Below are 13,647 nucleotides of genomic sequence, written 5' to 3'. Positions count from 1 at the left end.
CTACTTGGTGAAACTCACCGGCAACTCAAGGTTGTTGACGATGTGCAGAATCGCCACGGTGATGATGAACGCGCCGAAGAACCAGTTGCCCACGTAGATGTGTTTGGTTTTGCGCTGCATGATCGTGCCGAAGAACACGATCGCGTAGGCGACCCAGACAATGGTGATCAGGATGTCGATCGGCCATTCCAGCTCGGCGTATTCCTTGGAGCTGGTGTAACCCAGTGGCAGGCTGATGGCCGCCAGCAGGATCACCAGTTGCCAGCCCCAGAAGCAGAACGCGGCGATTTTTGGCGCGAACAATTGGGTCTGGCAGGTGCGTTGCACCGAGTAAAACGAACTGGCGAAGAGTGCGCAGCCGCCGAACGCGAAGATCACCGCGTTAGTGTGCAGCGGGCGCAGGCGGCCAAAACTGGTCCAAGGCAAATTGAAGTTGAGTTCGGGCCAGACCAATTGGGCCGCGAGAAAAACCCCGAGCCCCATGCCGACGATGCCCCACACCACCGTCATAATGGCGAATTGGCGGACCACCTTGTAGTTGTAGGCGGTACTGATAGAAGTGTTCATGGTTCCCCATCCACGGTTCAGCCGAAGTGAGCCCGCGCAAAAGACGCGGCGAATCCTTCGTCTGGAGTTATAGGCAGACTAAAAGCGAGGCAAGCATGGACAAACAGCACAAGGCCAGTATTGACGGGGATCAATGGGCGCAGTGCGTGCGTGATCATGGGTGGCTTTGGGATGCTGCTCATGGGGAAGCTGCGGCGACGTTGATCCTGGCTCACGGTGCTGGTGCGCCGATGGACAGCGACTGGATGAACGACATGGCTGGGCGCCTTGCTGCTCTTGGGATTAACGTGTTGCGCTTTGAGTTTCCGTATATGGCGCAGCGGCGGGTTGACGGTGGTAAACGTCCGCCCAATCCGGCGCCGAAGCTGTTGGAGTGCTGGCGTGAGGTGTTTGCTGTAGTGCGACGTCATGTCACTGGGGTTTTGGCGATTGGCGGGAAGTCGATGGGGGGGCGGATGGCGAGTCTTTTGGCTGACGAATTGGGCGTGGATGCGTTGGTGTGTCTGGGGTATCCGTTTTATGCGGTGGGGAAGCCGGAGAAGCCTCGGGTTGAGCATTTGGCTTCTTTGCAGACGCGGACGTTGATTGTGCAGGGGGAGCGGGATGCGCTTGGCAATCGGGAGGCGGTCGAGGCTTACACGTTGTCACCGAGTATTGAGGTGACGTGGCTAGCGGCCGGCGATCATGATCTGAAGCCGTTGAAGGTTTCCGGGTTTACCCATGAGCAGCATTTGGCCAGCGCTGCGCAGAAAGTATCCGAGTTTCTCAAGGGTTAATCGAGATCCCGAACCGCATAAAGATCGGCTCCCTTTCCCCTCGCCCCCTTGGGGGAGAGGGCTGGGGTGAGGGGGATGGATATCAGCTGCGACATATTTTTTGAGTACATATCCATTGCTGCGGTAACGGCCGCTCAGGGTTCCGCCCTTACGGCGGGTCACTTTTTCCAGACGCCGAAAAAGTAACCAAAAAGGCTTGCTCCTACGTTCGGCCCGCTCGCTGGGGCTCGGGGTTCCTTCGCTCCGGGCTCCATCCGGGCGCATCGCCTCCGGTTTGCTGCGCTGCACCTCCTCTCGATGTGTTTGGCTGCGCCAAACGGTCGCTGCGCTCCCACCCCCGGATGAATCCCTCCACTCAGCCTTCCGATGTCGCTTGTGGATCAAGATCCAAATCAAAATCAAAAGCAGCAGCCGAGCTAACGCTCATCCTGTTGAATGGGGCGGCTGCGCCGCGAATTCCATGTAGGAGCTGCCGAAGGCTGCGATCTTTTGATTTTGTTTTTGTAGGAGCAGAGCTTGCTCGCGAAGGCGGCCTGATAGCCGACCAATCTCTTGCTGAAGCCACTGGATCCCCCTGTAGGAGCCAGCCTGCTGGCGATGGCGACCCGCCGAATCTCTATCAGATGTACTCAATCCGTGTGGGAGCGGGCTTGCTCGCGAAAGCGTTCGGGCAAACCACATCAAACCACCAGAGCAATCTCCAGCATTCCTGTCTTTAAACGTAATCCTTCGAGTCCGTTTAAATTACACAAACCGTTACGCCACAAGCCCTACAACGCCTTGCGCCGTTACCTACGCGTACGCCAGAATCCGCCGGCATACACGACCATGACTCGGGCTATATCGTTTCCCTGCCACTGCCCATCAGTGCTCGGGTTTAGTAGCCCGCATGGTTTTAGTAGGTGCATGAGTCCCATTAGTCAGGCGTATCAGCTTGCACTCAATGGTGGCTGTGCTCAGGGCCCTTTCGAGCGCGCCGGTCTTGCTAATTCCTCCGGTCTACTAACCTGCGCACAGCCGCCACCTTTCTTTTAGTAGAGAAAGGTTTTATTCCATCTCACGCCCAAACCTGCAGTTCATCGCTCATCGATGTCCGGAAAGCGGATTCTGCCAACAACCCAGGGCTCAACGATTTCGCAATGTATGGTGCGCAAAAAAGATCCCCACTCGCTCCGGTTATGGGCGTCAGGGCCAGTGATTGTGAGTAGCAGGTACTCATCCCGAAAGGGGTCGTAGGCATAGATCAGCCAGAAATCGTTATCAGGATCACCCACCAATGCTGTGCGGTAGTACTGACGATTGATTGTTGCCCATTGAGTCTGAAGTGTCTGGCTACTTGCAAGGTGAATATGGTGCATATCGCTCAGGTCGAGTCGTTCGTCTCTCCCGAAAATGGCGGGTAATTCGTCGCAGATTTTGTAGTTGTAGAAGTGTGCCGCGAAGTTTTTCCAGTTATTGATTTGTTCAAAAAGTGTGGAAATTTTGATGGCTGGCATCCAGGCCTACTTTGTAAAAGGTAGCCTGCCAGTGATCACAAATTTATCGAACACTTTCTGCCCATCACGCGCGGCTTGCCGAACATCAAGGAATGTCAGTTCATCACGGACATCTTTTTTGTTGGGTTTGTCGGTTTTTCGGGTGGTGGCCATCGGAGCCTCCGAAGGATGTGTATTCATGCTGACCAGCTTATGTGAATTAATTTTGAGCGGCAAACAGTAGAACCCTGCTCAGAGATGGGCAAGTCGGCGGATTCTGATCGAGTTGTAGGACATGGAGCGCAGATGTGTAGGCACTGAAATATCGTCATTTGATGGCTGCGATGGCGCGGGATGCATTTTCAGGTTGAGCGATTTTGTCTAATCGTTTCAGAAAACGGCTTGAACATTTTTCGGCATTTCGCGTTGTTAAACATGATTGCTGACAGATGTTTAAATTACACAAACCGTTACGCCACAAGGCCTACAACGCCTTGCGCCGTTACCTACGCGTACGCCAGAATCCGCCGGCATACACGACTATAGGCCGGGTTATATCGTTTCCCTGTCACTGAAAAACAGTGATCGGGTTTGGTAGCCCGTTTTGAGTTGTGGATGTTGCGACACCTCCAATGCGGTCTATTTTTTGCGTCGCTTTGTATGGTGGGCATGCGTGGGGCTCATTCGTGAGCGCCGGGTTTCCCAATTCGACCGGTCTACCAACCCGCGCATGGCCGCCACCCGCCGTTTGGTAGCGAGGGTGATGGCTCCCATTCTTCGAATTGGAGTTTCATTTATGTTCAAAGCCACCCCAGACGTAGAACCGATCCCGTAGGCCCCATCGCTTGAGTCTCTGAAGACAAAAGACGCCGCCGACCGCGCGCTCGACTTTTATCTCGGCCCCGAAATCCCGAAGTACTTCCCACCTAAGTCCCGCCCCATTTACCTGGTCGATCCCACAGTGGATGACGAAACGCTGCTCGTTGAAGCCAGTGAATCACTGTCGTCAGCTAATGCCATGGCCGGCAATATCGCCAATTCGGTGAGAGGCCCGGAGCGTAAGCCACTGCTGGCGCTGCAACATGTGATCATGCTGAACGAGCTGCTGGTCAATCGGTTGCTGGATAAGCTGAAGTTGCGTCAATAAAGTCGTTGGCTGTTATGGCGTCATCGCGAGCAGGCTACCTCCTACATTTAGAATGTATTTCCCTGTGGGAGCGAGCCTGCTCGCGAAAGCGTTCTGTCTGGCAGCATCCTTTTCGCACAGGCAACAAAAAGCCCGAACAGCTTTCGCCGTACGGGCTTTGAAGATCTAAGATCGCAGCCTGCGGCAACTCCTACAGGGATCGATGTAGGAGCTGCCGAAGGCTGCGATCTTTTGCTTTTAGCGGTTAAACCGCTCCACCAACGAGTACTGCGTATTCGCCGTCTTCGTCAGCTCTTCACTCAACAATGCCGAGTTGTGCGCCTGCTCCGACGTCTGATCCGCCAGTTCTGAAATGTTGCTGATGTTGCGGCTGATCTCTTCCGCCACCGCACTTTGCTCTTCGGTTGCCGCTGCAATCTGCGTGGTCATGTCGGTGATGTTAGCCACCGCTTCACTGATCCCGACCAATGCCTGATCCGCTTCCAATACCCGCGCCACACCTTCTTCGGCCTGGCGATGCCCGGCTTCCATGGTTTGCACGGCGCTGGACGCGGTCTGCTGCAACTTGGCGATCAGGGCGTGAATCTGCCCGGTCGATTCGCTGGTGCGTTGCGCCAGTTGACGCACTTCGTCAGCCACCACGGCAAAACCACGGCCCATCTCACCAGCACGTGCGGCTTCAATCGCGGCGTTGAGCGCCAGCAGGTTGGTCTGATCGGCGATGCCTTTGATCACATCAACCACGCCGCCGATTTCGTCGCTGTCCTTGGCCAGTTGGGTGACGGTCAGGCCGGTTTCGCCGACAACTACCGACAAGCGCTGAATGGCTTCGCGGGTTTCCCCGGCGATGTCACGACCACGACCGGTCAGGCGATTGGCTTCCTGCGTCGCGTCAGCCGTGCGCTGCACGTGGCTCGCGACTTCTTGCGTGGTCGCGGCCATCTGGTTGACGGCGGTGGCGACCTGTTCGGTTTCCACGCGTTGACGTTCCAGACCGCTGGAGCTGTTGTGCGCGAGGACGTCGGATTGCCTGGCCTGATCGGTCAGGTGTTCGGCGGTGTCTTGCAAGCGGGTCAGGCAGGTTTTCAGACGTGCTTCCTGGCTGAGGATCGACATTTCCAGACGCGCCTGCGCGCCACGGCTGTCGGTGTACATTTGTGCGATCAGCGGGTCGGAGGTGGTCTGTTCGGCCAGACGCAGCAGGCGTTTCAGCCCGCGTTGCTGCCATTGCAGGCCCATCAGGCCCAGCGGCACCGACAAACCGGCGGCGAGGGCGAAGCCCCAGTGCGAATTGAGGGTCGCGCCGATCACGAAGCTCAGTTGGCTGACCAGAATGAACGGCAACCAGTCTTGCAGCACCGGTAGCCATTTATCGCTGGACGGGATCGCCGACTTGCCTTGGTTGATGCGTTGGTAGAGCGCTTCGGCGCGGCGGATCTGTTCGGCGGTGGGTTTGATCCGCACCGACTCGTAACCGACCACCTGATTGCCGTCGAACACCGGTGTCACGTAGGCGTTAACCCAGTAATGGTCACCGGTCTTGCAGCGATTCTTGACAATGCCCATCCATGGCAAGCCTTGTTTCAATGTGCCCCACATGTGCGAAAACACCGCCGCCGGGACGTCGGGGTGACGTCCCAGGTTGTGCGGCGCACGGATCAGTTCTTCACGCGAAAACCCGCTGATTTCAACGAAAGCGTCGTTGCAGTAGGTGATCACGCCCTTGGCGTCGGTTGTGGAAATCAACCGCTGCTGAGCCGGGAACGTCCGTTCGCGTTGTGTGATGGGCTGGTTATTACGCATGGTTTTTCAATCCGCAAGGCTTTGAAAGGTTGTCGGCGGTCGCGGCGTTTTATTGAAATTATTTTTCAGATTCAAGAATGGCGTCGCAAAACGGCCATTGCTTCAACCCGCGAGCATCGGATAGGTAAACAGCGCAAAGTGCAGCAGATTCAGGCCGAAATGCGTAGCGATCGCCGCGCCCAGTCCGCCGAAACGGTAGGCCAGGCCATAACCGACACCGGCCAGACTCGCGAGCAACACCCACTGCCAACCGGCACCCAAATGCACCAGGCCGAAAATCAGTGAGGCGAGCAGCAGGGCGAGGTTTTCGCCGTAAGGCAGGTTTTTCAAACGACGGCTGAGACCGCCCTGTATATAGCCGCGAAACAGCGCTTCCTCGACCAGCGTCACCAGCAGCAGATTGTTCAGCACCCATAGCCAGGCCTGATCGGGCCACTTCGGCGCCCACGCGATCACGCCGAGCAATACCGCGCCGCCGAGGGCGAGGATCACGCTCAAGGTCAGGGCGACGACGGTGGCGTAGACCGTCAGTCGCAACGAACGCCGCGCGACAATCCACGGGCAGACCAGCAACAGCCAGAAGCCAATCAACGGTTTGTCGAGATTGAGGTACATCGCGAATGGCACGGCGTCATCGGTGAAACGTTGCGGATCGATAACCCGAGCGCTGGAGAAGCCCGGCAACCAGTGCAGCGCCAACGCCAGCGCCAGCACGATGAACAGACCGTGACCGAGAAACCGCCCGACCGGCACCTGTTGCTGGCGCACGGCGAAGGCCGCGAACATCAGTAGCCCAAGCGAGAGCAACGCCAGCCAGCCGAGTTGGCCGTGGCTCAACGCCAAACCGTAGCCGAGGCTGAGAAGGGCCAGATAGAGCCATGGCAAAGCCTTCATCGAAAGTCCCTGTGCACATTTGTGGAAGGGCTTTCTACACGGGCGAGGGCGTGGGGACAAGTGAAGGCTGCGAGAACATGTTGCCCATACACACATCAAAACTGTGGGAGCGGGCTTGCTCGCGAATGCTGAGTATCAGTCGACATCTTTGTGATCTGACACACCGCTTTCGCGAGCAAGCCCGCTCCCACAGGGGATTTGTATTCCATCAGGAATTAACGCAAGTTGAGTTTCGCCGCCGCACGTTCAGTAATTTCCGTGCGCAATTTCAACGAAGGCGCAGCACGCAGGCGGGCCTCATCGACAACAGCGCTCGGCGCCGTCTCCGGGCTGCCCGAGTCAAACGGCGGCGCCGGCGCATATTCCAGCTGCAACTGCACCAGTTGCGCGGTATCCGCACCCACCAACTCGGCCGCCAACACTAAGGCAAAATCAATCCCGGCCGTAATCCCGCCACCGGTAAACAGGTTGCCGTCACGCACCACGCGATCCTTCACCGCAATCGCCCCCAGCGTCGGCAGCAGATCGTGATACGCCCAGTGCGTGGTCGCGCGTTTACCCTTCAACAATCCCGCCGCCCCCAGCACCAGCGACCCGGTGCACACCGACGTGACGTATTTCGCCTGGGCAGCCTGACGCTTGATGAACTCCAGCGTCGCTTCATCCTCCATCAACACGCCGACACCGCCACCCCCCGGCACACAAATCACATCCAGATCCGGGCAATCTTCAAATGTCGTGGTCGGTTTGAGCAGCAAACCGGTGCTGGCGGTGACGGGCATCAGATCCTTCCAGATCAGATGCACCTGCACGTCCGGCAGCGAGGCGAGCACGTCATAAGGCCCGGTCAGGTCGAGTTGCTGAACCTGCGGAAACAACAGAAAACCGATCTGCAGCGTCATCGTTCTTGCTCCATGAAAAGGGGTGGACGGCTTCACTGTAGGCGCGTAGGTTCTGGCGCATACGCCAATAACCCCACGAATTACGCCAAATGCCCAAAACCATCCACGTACTCGCGTTTGCCAACATGCAGATCCTCGACGTTACCGGGCCTTTGCAAGTGTTCGCCTCGGCCAACGACATCGCCCGCCAGCGCGGCTTGCCGATTCCCTATGCACCAACGGTGATCGCCAGTGGCGGCGGGGCGGTGATGTCGTCGGCGGGGCTGGCGGTATTGGCCGAACCGTTGCCGCAAGAGGCGAGTGACACGTTGATCATCGCCGGTGGCTGGGGCATTTATCCCGCCGCCGAAGACGTGCCGCTGGTGGATTGGGTGCGCGAGCATGCGGCGAAATGCCGGCGGGTTGCCTCGGTATGTACCGGCGCGTTTCTGCTGGCGGCGAGTGGCTGGCTGGATGGTCGCCGCGTGGTTACGCACTGGACACGTTGCGAGCAACTGGCCCAGCAACATCCGAAACTGCAAGTCGAGGCCAATCCGATCTTCATCAACGACGGCCCCGTTTGGACGTCCGCCGGTGTCACCGCCGGCATCGACCTGGCACTGGCAATGGTCGAAGAAGATCTCGGCAGCGACATCGCGCTGGACGTCGCCCGGCATCTGGTGGTGTTCCTCAAACGCCCGGGCGGGCAATCGCAATTCAGCGTGACCTTGTCGCTGCAAAATCAGGGCAATCGTTTTGATGAACTGCACGCGTGGATCGCCGAAAACCTCACCTGCGACCTCGGCATCCCGACCCTCGCCGAACAAGCCGGGATGAGCGAACGCAGCTTCGTCCGCCACTACCGCGCCGACACCGGCCAGACCCCGGCGCGGGCGATCGAATTGATCCGCGTTGAAACCGCTCGGCGATTGCTCGGCGACACTGGATTACCGGTCAAACGCATCGCCGCCAATTGCGGGTTTGGCAGTGAAGAGACATTACGCCGCAGTTTTCTGCGGGCGATTGGCGTGACACCACAGGCCTATCGCGAGCGGTTTTCGGTCAGTGCTGCAACAGATCCAGTAATGCCTTGAGGGTTTGTTCGGGGGCTTCTTCGGGAATGTTATGCCCGACACCGGACAACACGCGCCGCTCATAAAAACCAGTGAAATGCTCCGCGTCTTCATCCTCTTGTGGTGCAGGGCCGACACCGTCGTCGGCGCCGCACAAAGAAATGCTCGGCACGCTAATGGCCGGTTGTCGAGTCAGCAAATCTTCCATCGACTCAAGCGCCGAATCTCCCGCGACATACATAAAGCGATGGCGATAGGAGTGGATCACCACGTCAACGAAATCAGGGTTGTCGAAGGTTGGCGCACTCAGGGGATAACGCTCGGCGCTGCGCGACCAGGTCGGTGACCACAGCTTCCATAGCAATTCACAAAACTCCCGACGATTTTGCTTCAGGCCCTCAACGCCACGTGGCGTGTGGAAGTAATACTGATACCAGAGCCGATGTTCGGTCTCGGGATCCAGCGGTCGAATCGAGTTCGGAATGTCCTGCAGGTTGTAGCCATCACCGGTCACCAGGCCGCGCACCCGTTCCGGAAATAACGCCGCGACGATGCATGCCGCGCGACCACCCCAGTCATAACCGCAGAGCGTGGCTTGTTCGATGGAGAGTGCATCCATCAAATCCAGCAAATCCTGAGCGAGTGCGGCTTGCTGGCCAGAGCGCAGTGTTTTTGCATCGTTGAAGCGAGTCGGCCCGTAACCACGCAGGTACGGAACGATGACTCGGTAACCCTGAGCGGCGAGGAGCGGCGCGATCTCGTCGTAAGCGCGAGGGGAATAGGGGAAACCGTGAAGCAGGATCACCGGCACACCGGTTTCCGGGCCATGCACCTCATAGGCAATGGTCAGGCTGGCGGTTTTGCACAACAGAATCGCTTTTCCACTCATACCGGGCTCCTGTTATCCGAACAGCGCCTTCTGCCAATGATCTTCACTGATGATGGCGATCGGCACGCCGCTGTCTCTTAGCTCAACGGCTTTTTTGATCTTCGTACCATAGCTGCTGTGCAGCCACTGTTCATTACCGATGCTGCCGATCACCAGATAGTGGGTTTTCTTGCTGACACCTGCACCAATCAGTCCGCCGCGTTCTACGATCAACGATTCACACGCTTTGCGCGGCCCGTAAGCCATAACACCGGTAAACAGAAAAACGCGATCGGCACAGTCCAGCGACGGGGCTGGATTATCGAGCGGCAGGTTGTTGGGCATGCTGAAGGTTTGTGCTGCGCCCACTGGCAGACCGGCGAATTGGTGAAGTATCTCCAGCAATTCCACAGACTCGTCGGCATCCAGCACGCCATCGCTAAGCATGCCTTCAAGACGCCTGTAGAGAATATTGACTACTGGATCTTCCAGGTGCACCCAGTGCGTTTCGATCCAGGTTTTTAGAAACTCGGCTTCCTGCTGGTTAATCTTGCCGTCGGCGGCAAGCCCTGCAGCAATACCGGCCAGCGCATCGGCCGAACGCCTGTCGATCCGCGCTTCGTGAAAGAAACGGCTGTTTTGAAATTCCTGATGTAAATCGACCATTGATGCTTCTCCTTAAGCCTCAGCTTCCGCCACCTGATTGAAATACTTCGTCCGATCCGGTGTAAACGTCACCACCATTTTCGTCCGCGAGCACGTCAGCGCGCGTTCCTCCCGCAAATCAATATCCAGATCCTCCCCACGCAAGCCTTGCCACTGTGCGAGGTATTTCAGTGAGCCGAATTTTTCGAGTTTTTTCAGGCTGCGGCTGACGCCTCCTTTCCAGCCGAGTACCGGCAGTTCGTTGGCGAGGCATTTGTCGGCGAGGTCGGGGAAGCGCGTGGCGCGCTGGCGGCCGATTTCCCAGCATTTGATCAGGCCTTTGTCGGCGTCTTCCCAGAGTTGGGTGCGGGTCAGGCCGCTGCGCAGCGGTGAGGTGATGGGGCGCTGGACGTGTTGGGTCATTCCGGTTCCTTGAAATTCGGGTTTTGTTGGACAGCTCCGCTGTGCCCGTTGGGTTTGATGGTAGGGGGGGATGTAACGGCTGGCAACAGGGTATTTCAGGGTGTGAGTGCGGGGTGTGGGGGAGGGATGACGCGGCGGATGTTGAGCTCCTGTAGTCCATAGCCATGCGAATTTGTGGCGAGGGGATTTATCCCCGATGGGCTGCGCAGCAGCCCCAAAGTCAGAAAACTCGGTACCTCTGGGGAAATGAGTTGGATGGTTTTGGGGCTGCTTTGCAGCCCATCGGGGATGAATCCCCTCGCCACAGGGGATTTGCATTGGCTGATTAAATGTCGGTATCAGTCCTACAAATGCGGATGTCTGTGGGGTATTTCCTACAGTCCCCGTCGAACATCACGGCTGCCACTCACTCTTTTCCCCATTCAATTTGCGATCCAGAAAACTCGCCGCACTGATCAACGCAAGATGCGTCAGCGCTTGCGGCGTGTTGCCCAAATGCCGCCCATGGCTGTCGAACTCTTCGGCGTACAGCCCCAACGGATTGGCGTATCTCAGCAATTGTTCAAATTCCAGGTGCGCCTTTTCCACCTGCCCGGCGCGGGCGAGGCATTCGACGTACCAGAACGAGCACGCGGCGAACGCGCCTTCGGTGCCGGACAGTCCATCAATATTGGCGTCATCGTTGCGATAGCGATAAACCATGCCGTCGCGCACCAGATGTTTTTCAATCGCTTCAAGGGTCGACAACCAGCGCGGATCCTTGGCACTGACAAAGCGCACCAGCGGCATCAACAGCATCGAACCGTCGAGCGCGGTGCCGCCCTTGTATTGGACAAAATGACCGCGCTCTTCGTCCCAAAAGTTGTCCCAGATGTCGGCGTAAATCGCCTGCCGGGTCTGATCCCATTGCGCGAACGGTGCCGGCAGCGAGCGTTTCGAGGCGAGACGGATTGCCCGATCCAGCGCCACCCAGCACATCAATCGTGAATGCAGAAAATGGTGCTGTTCGCCGCGCATTTCCCAGATGCCGACATCGGTGGTCTGCCAGGTTTCGCAGACCTGATCGACCACTTCGCGCACATGCTTCCAGCCTTCGTGGGAAATCGCGTCACCGTACTTGTTGACCAGATACACCGCGTCCATCAGCTCGCCAAAGATGTCGAGCTGGATCTGGTCGTAAGCGCCATTGCCGATACGTACCGGTTTTGCGCCGCCGTGCCCGGACAGATGATCCAGTTCGGTTTCCGGCAACTCCTGCTGACCGTCGATGGCGTACAAAATGTTGAGTTTCATCGGTTGCCCGTGGCAATCGCTGACCCGTCCGCGCAGCCAGCCCATGTAGGCGTTGGCTTCGCCGACGAAGCCCAGACGCATGAACGCGTAGACCGTAAACGAAGCATCGCGGATCCACGTGTAGCGGTAGTCCCAATTGCGCTCGCCGCCCGGTGTTTCTGGCAGGCCAAACGTGGCGGCGGCGAGGATGGCGCCGTGTTTGCGCGAGGTCAGCAGCTTGAGCGCGAGGGCCGAGCGGTTGACTATTTCTCGCCAGCGCCCGCGATAGATCGACTGGCCAAGCCAGTCGCGCCAGAACTTCAGCGTGCGCTCCATGCACAGTTGCGCGGCGCCTTCCTCGAAGCGTGGATCGTCTTCGCCACCGAGCAGGAATGCGGCGGTTTGATCTTGCTTCAAGGTGAAGGAAGCGACCGCTGCATTGGCGTCTATCTGCAGCGCTTGATCCGAAGCCAGGCGCAATGACGGCTGACCTTCGGCGCTGAAAATCACCGTTTGCTCATCCATCCGCGCATGCGTGTCGGCCCGCGCATAATCGTGGCGCACCGCGCAGCGCACGTGAAAAGTCGCCTCGCCGCTGACCACACGAACCCGACGGATAAGCACCGGCAAATCATCCTCGCTGTCGCCCACCGGCAGCAGATCGGTGACTTCAACCACCGCGCGTTCGCTCAGCCAACGGGTTTGCAAAACGTTGGTGTCGGGCAGGTAAATTTGCTCGCGTCGCGCATCGGGCAAGTCCGGCGTGATCTGGAAAATCCCCGCTTCCGGCGTGTCCAGCAATGAACAGAAAATCGACGGACTGTCGAACTCCGGCCAGCAGAAAAAATCCACGCTGCCGCGATCGTTGACCAGCGCTGCACTGCGCATGTCGCCGATGATGCCGTGGGCGCCGATGGGGCTTTGTCGTTCCAGGTGATGCTCAGCCATTGCCGCGAAACTCCGGATAGAGGCTCATGCCGCCGTCGATAAACAGGGTGGTGCCAACGATGTAATCGGAGGCGTCGGAAGCGAGGAAAACCACCGCGTTGGCGACGTCTTCGACATCACCGATACGGCCGTAAGGAATCAGTTTAAGCAGCTCTTGTTCAGCATCGCCGGCCGTTGCCGCCGCATTGATCGGCGTGCGAATCGCCCCCGGCGCGATGCCGTTGATGCGAATGCGTTGATGGCTGACTTCCTGCGCGAGGGTTTGCATCAACTGATCGACGCCACCCTTGGACGCCGCGTAATTGACGTGGCCGGCCCAAGGAATGCGTTGGTGCACCGAACTCATGTGGATGATCTTGCCGGCGGCGCGGGAGACCCCTTCGCGGACGCCCTGACGATTGAAAATCCGCAGCGCGGCGCGGGCGCAGAGGAACTGCCCGGTGAGGTTGACGCCAATCACCGCGTTCCAGTCGTCCAGCGACATATCCACCGCCGGCGCGTCTTTCTGCATCCCGGAGTTGGCGATCAGAATGTCCAGCGAGCCGAAGGCATCGAGGGATTGGGCGAATAGTCGTTCGACATCGGCTTCCTTGGAAACATCAGCACCGATGGCCAGCGCCTGACCGCCGTCGGCGATGATCTGCCGGGCCAGTGCTTCAGCGGGCTCTGATTGACGGTTGTAATTGATGACCACCGCAGCACCAGCAGCGGCGAGGGCTTTGGCGGCCGCGTGGCCGATGCCGGAACTGGCGCCGGTGATCAGGGCTACTTGTCCGGTGAGGGAGATGTGCATGCGATGGCGCGCCTTGAGTGAGGGCCTATTTAGCTGACTGGTCTGGGGCGTTGAGAGTTCAGAGGCGAGATCAAAAGATCGC

The 13,647-nt window shown here is 58.2% G+C and carries 13 protein-coding genes and 1 pseudogene; 3 read left to right on the top strand and 11 right to left on the bottom strand.

Annotated elements, in window-relative coordinates; all coding sequences use genetic code 11:
* Positions 1 to 567: pseudogene (locus tag ACIP1X_RS06850) on the bottom strand (cbb3-type cytochrome c oxidase subunit I); the annotation flags it as partial.
* A gap of 95 nt (positions 568 to 662) precedes the next feature.
* On the opposite strand from ACIP1X_RS06850, the gene ACIP1X_RS06845 reads away from it, so the two are divergent.
* Complete coding sequence (locus ACIP1X_RS06845) at positions 663 to 1,343, top strand: alpha/beta family hydrolase (RefSeq protein WP_400750546.1); 681 nt, start codon at positions 663 to 665, stop codon at positions 1,341 to 1,343.
* A gap of 1,076 nt (positions 1,344 to 2,419) precedes the next feature.
* Here ACIP1X_RS06845 and ACIP1X_RS06840 read toward each other — a convergent pair.
* Complete coding sequence (locus ACIP1X_RS06840; RefSeq protein WP_400750543.1) at positions 2,420 to 2,839, bottom strand: type II toxin-antitoxin system YafO family toxin; 420 nt, start codon at positions 2,837 to 2,839, stop codon at positions 2,420 to 2,422.
* A 6-nt stretch (positions 2,840 to 2,845) separates the two neighbouring features.
* Positions 2,846 to 2,992 (bottom strand): hypothetical protein, encoded by a 147-nt coding sequence (locus tag ACIP1X_RS06835; protein ID WP_172680093.1) that lies wholly within the window; start codon positions 2,990 to 2,992, stop codon positions 2,846 to 2,848.
* 679 nt (positions 2,993 to 3,671) lie between these two features.
* On the opposite strand from ACIP1X_RS06835, the gene ACIP1X_RS06830 reads away from it, so the two are divergent.
* Complete coding sequence (locus ACIP1X_RS06830) at positions 3,672 to 3,965, top strand: DUF6124 family protein (protein ID WP_400750549.1); 294 nt, start codon at positions 3,672 to 3,674, stop codon at positions 3,963 to 3,965.
* A gap of 237 nt (positions 3,966 to 4,202) precedes the next feature.
* On the opposite strand, the gene ACIP1X_RS06825 is transcribed toward ACIP1X_RS06830, so the two are convergent.
* The 3 genes from ACIP1X_RS06825 to inhA form a co-directional block, all read right to left on the bottom strand.
* Complete coding sequence (locus tag ACIP1X_RS06825; protein WP_400750541.1) at positions 4,203 to 5,768, bottom strand: methyl-accepting chemotaxis protein; 1,566 nt, start codon at positions 5,766 to 5,768, stop codon at positions 4,203 to 4,205.
* Between the two features lie 102 nt (positions 5,769 to 5,870).
* Complete coding sequence (locus ACIP1X_RS06820) at positions 5,871 to 6,662, bottom strand: lysostaphin resistance A-like protein (protein WP_400750538.1); 792 nt, start codon at positions 6,660 to 6,662, stop codon at positions 5,871 to 5,873.
* Between the two features lie 215 nt (positions 6,663 to 6,877).
* Positions 6,878 to 7,564 carry an isonitrile hydratase gene (gene inhA / locus ACIP1X_RS06815; protein ID WP_400750536.1) on the bottom strand — a complete coding sequence of 229 codons (687 nt, stop codon included), beginning with the start codon at positions 7,562 to 7,564 and terminating at the stop codon, positions 6,878 to 6,880.
* 89 nt (positions 7,565 to 7,653) lie between these two features.
* Between inhA and ACIP1X_RS06810 the strand changes: the two genes are divergently transcribed.
* On the top strand, positions 7,654 to 8,637 hold the full coding sequence (locus ACIP1X_RS06810; protein WP_053118818.1) for a GlxA family transcriptional regulator: 984 nt from the start codon (positions 7,654 to 7,656) through the stop codon (positions 8,635 to 8,637).
* On the opposite strand, the gene ACIP1X_RS06805 is transcribed toward ACIP1X_RS06810, so the two are convergent.
* The 5 genes from ACIP1X_RS06805 to ACIP1X_RS06785 form a co-directional block, all read right to left on the bottom strand.
* Positions 8,606 to 9,505 carry an alpha/beta fold hydrolase gene (locus ACIP1X_RS06805; RefSeq protein WP_400750533.1) on the bottom strand — a complete coding sequence of 300 codons (900 nt, stop codon included), beginning with the start codon at positions 9,503 to 9,505 and terminating at the stop codon, positions 8,606 to 8,608. The two genes, ACIP1X_RS06810 and ACIP1X_RS06805, sit on opposite strands and share 32 nt — an antisense overlap.
* 12 nt (positions 9,506 to 9,517) lie before the next feature.
* Positions 9,518 to 10,150, bottom strand: coding sequence for a BRCT domain-containing protein (locus tag ACIP1X_RS06800; RefSeq protein ID WP_400750531.1), 633 nt, complete (start codon positions 10,148 to 10,150; stop codon positions 9,518 to 9,520).
* A gap of 12 nt (positions 10,151 to 10,162) precedes the next feature.
* Positions 10,163 to 10,552 carry a hypothetical protein gene (locus tag ACIP1X_RS06795; RefSeq protein ID WP_400750528.1) on the bottom strand — a complete coding sequence of 130 codons (390 nt, stop codon included), beginning with the start codon at positions 10,550 to 10,552 and terminating at the stop codon, positions 10,163 to 10,165.
* A gap of 393 nt (positions 10,553 to 10,945) precedes the next feature.
* Positions 10,946 to 12,772: a glycoside hydrolase family 15 protein gene (locus tag ACIP1X_RS06790; RefSeq protein ID WP_400750525.1), complete on the bottom strand. Its 1,827-nt coding sequence runs from the start codon at positions 12,770 to 12,772 to the stop codon at positions 10,946 to 10,948.
* Positions 12,765 to 13,565, bottom strand: a complete 801-nt coding sequence (locus ACIP1X_RS06785; RefSeq protein WP_400750524.1) for a glucose 1-dehydrogenase — start codon at positions 13,563 to 13,565, stop codon at positions 12,765 to 12,767. The genes ACIP1X_RS06790 and ACIP1X_RS06785 overlap by 8 nt, the downstream gene beginning before the upstream one ends.
* Between the last annotated feature and the right edge of the window lie 82 nt (positions 13,566 to 13,647).

This window comes from Pseudomonas sp. NPDC088885 (assembly GCF_044750025.1).
Classification (GTDB): Bacteria; Pseudomonadota; Gammaproteobacteria; order Pseudomonadales; family Pseudomonadaceae; genus Aquipseudomonas; species Aquipseudomonas rustica.
The sequence above is the reverse complement of the archived record's forward strand: the minus strand, read 5'-3'. Positions and strand labels throughout refer to the sequence as shown.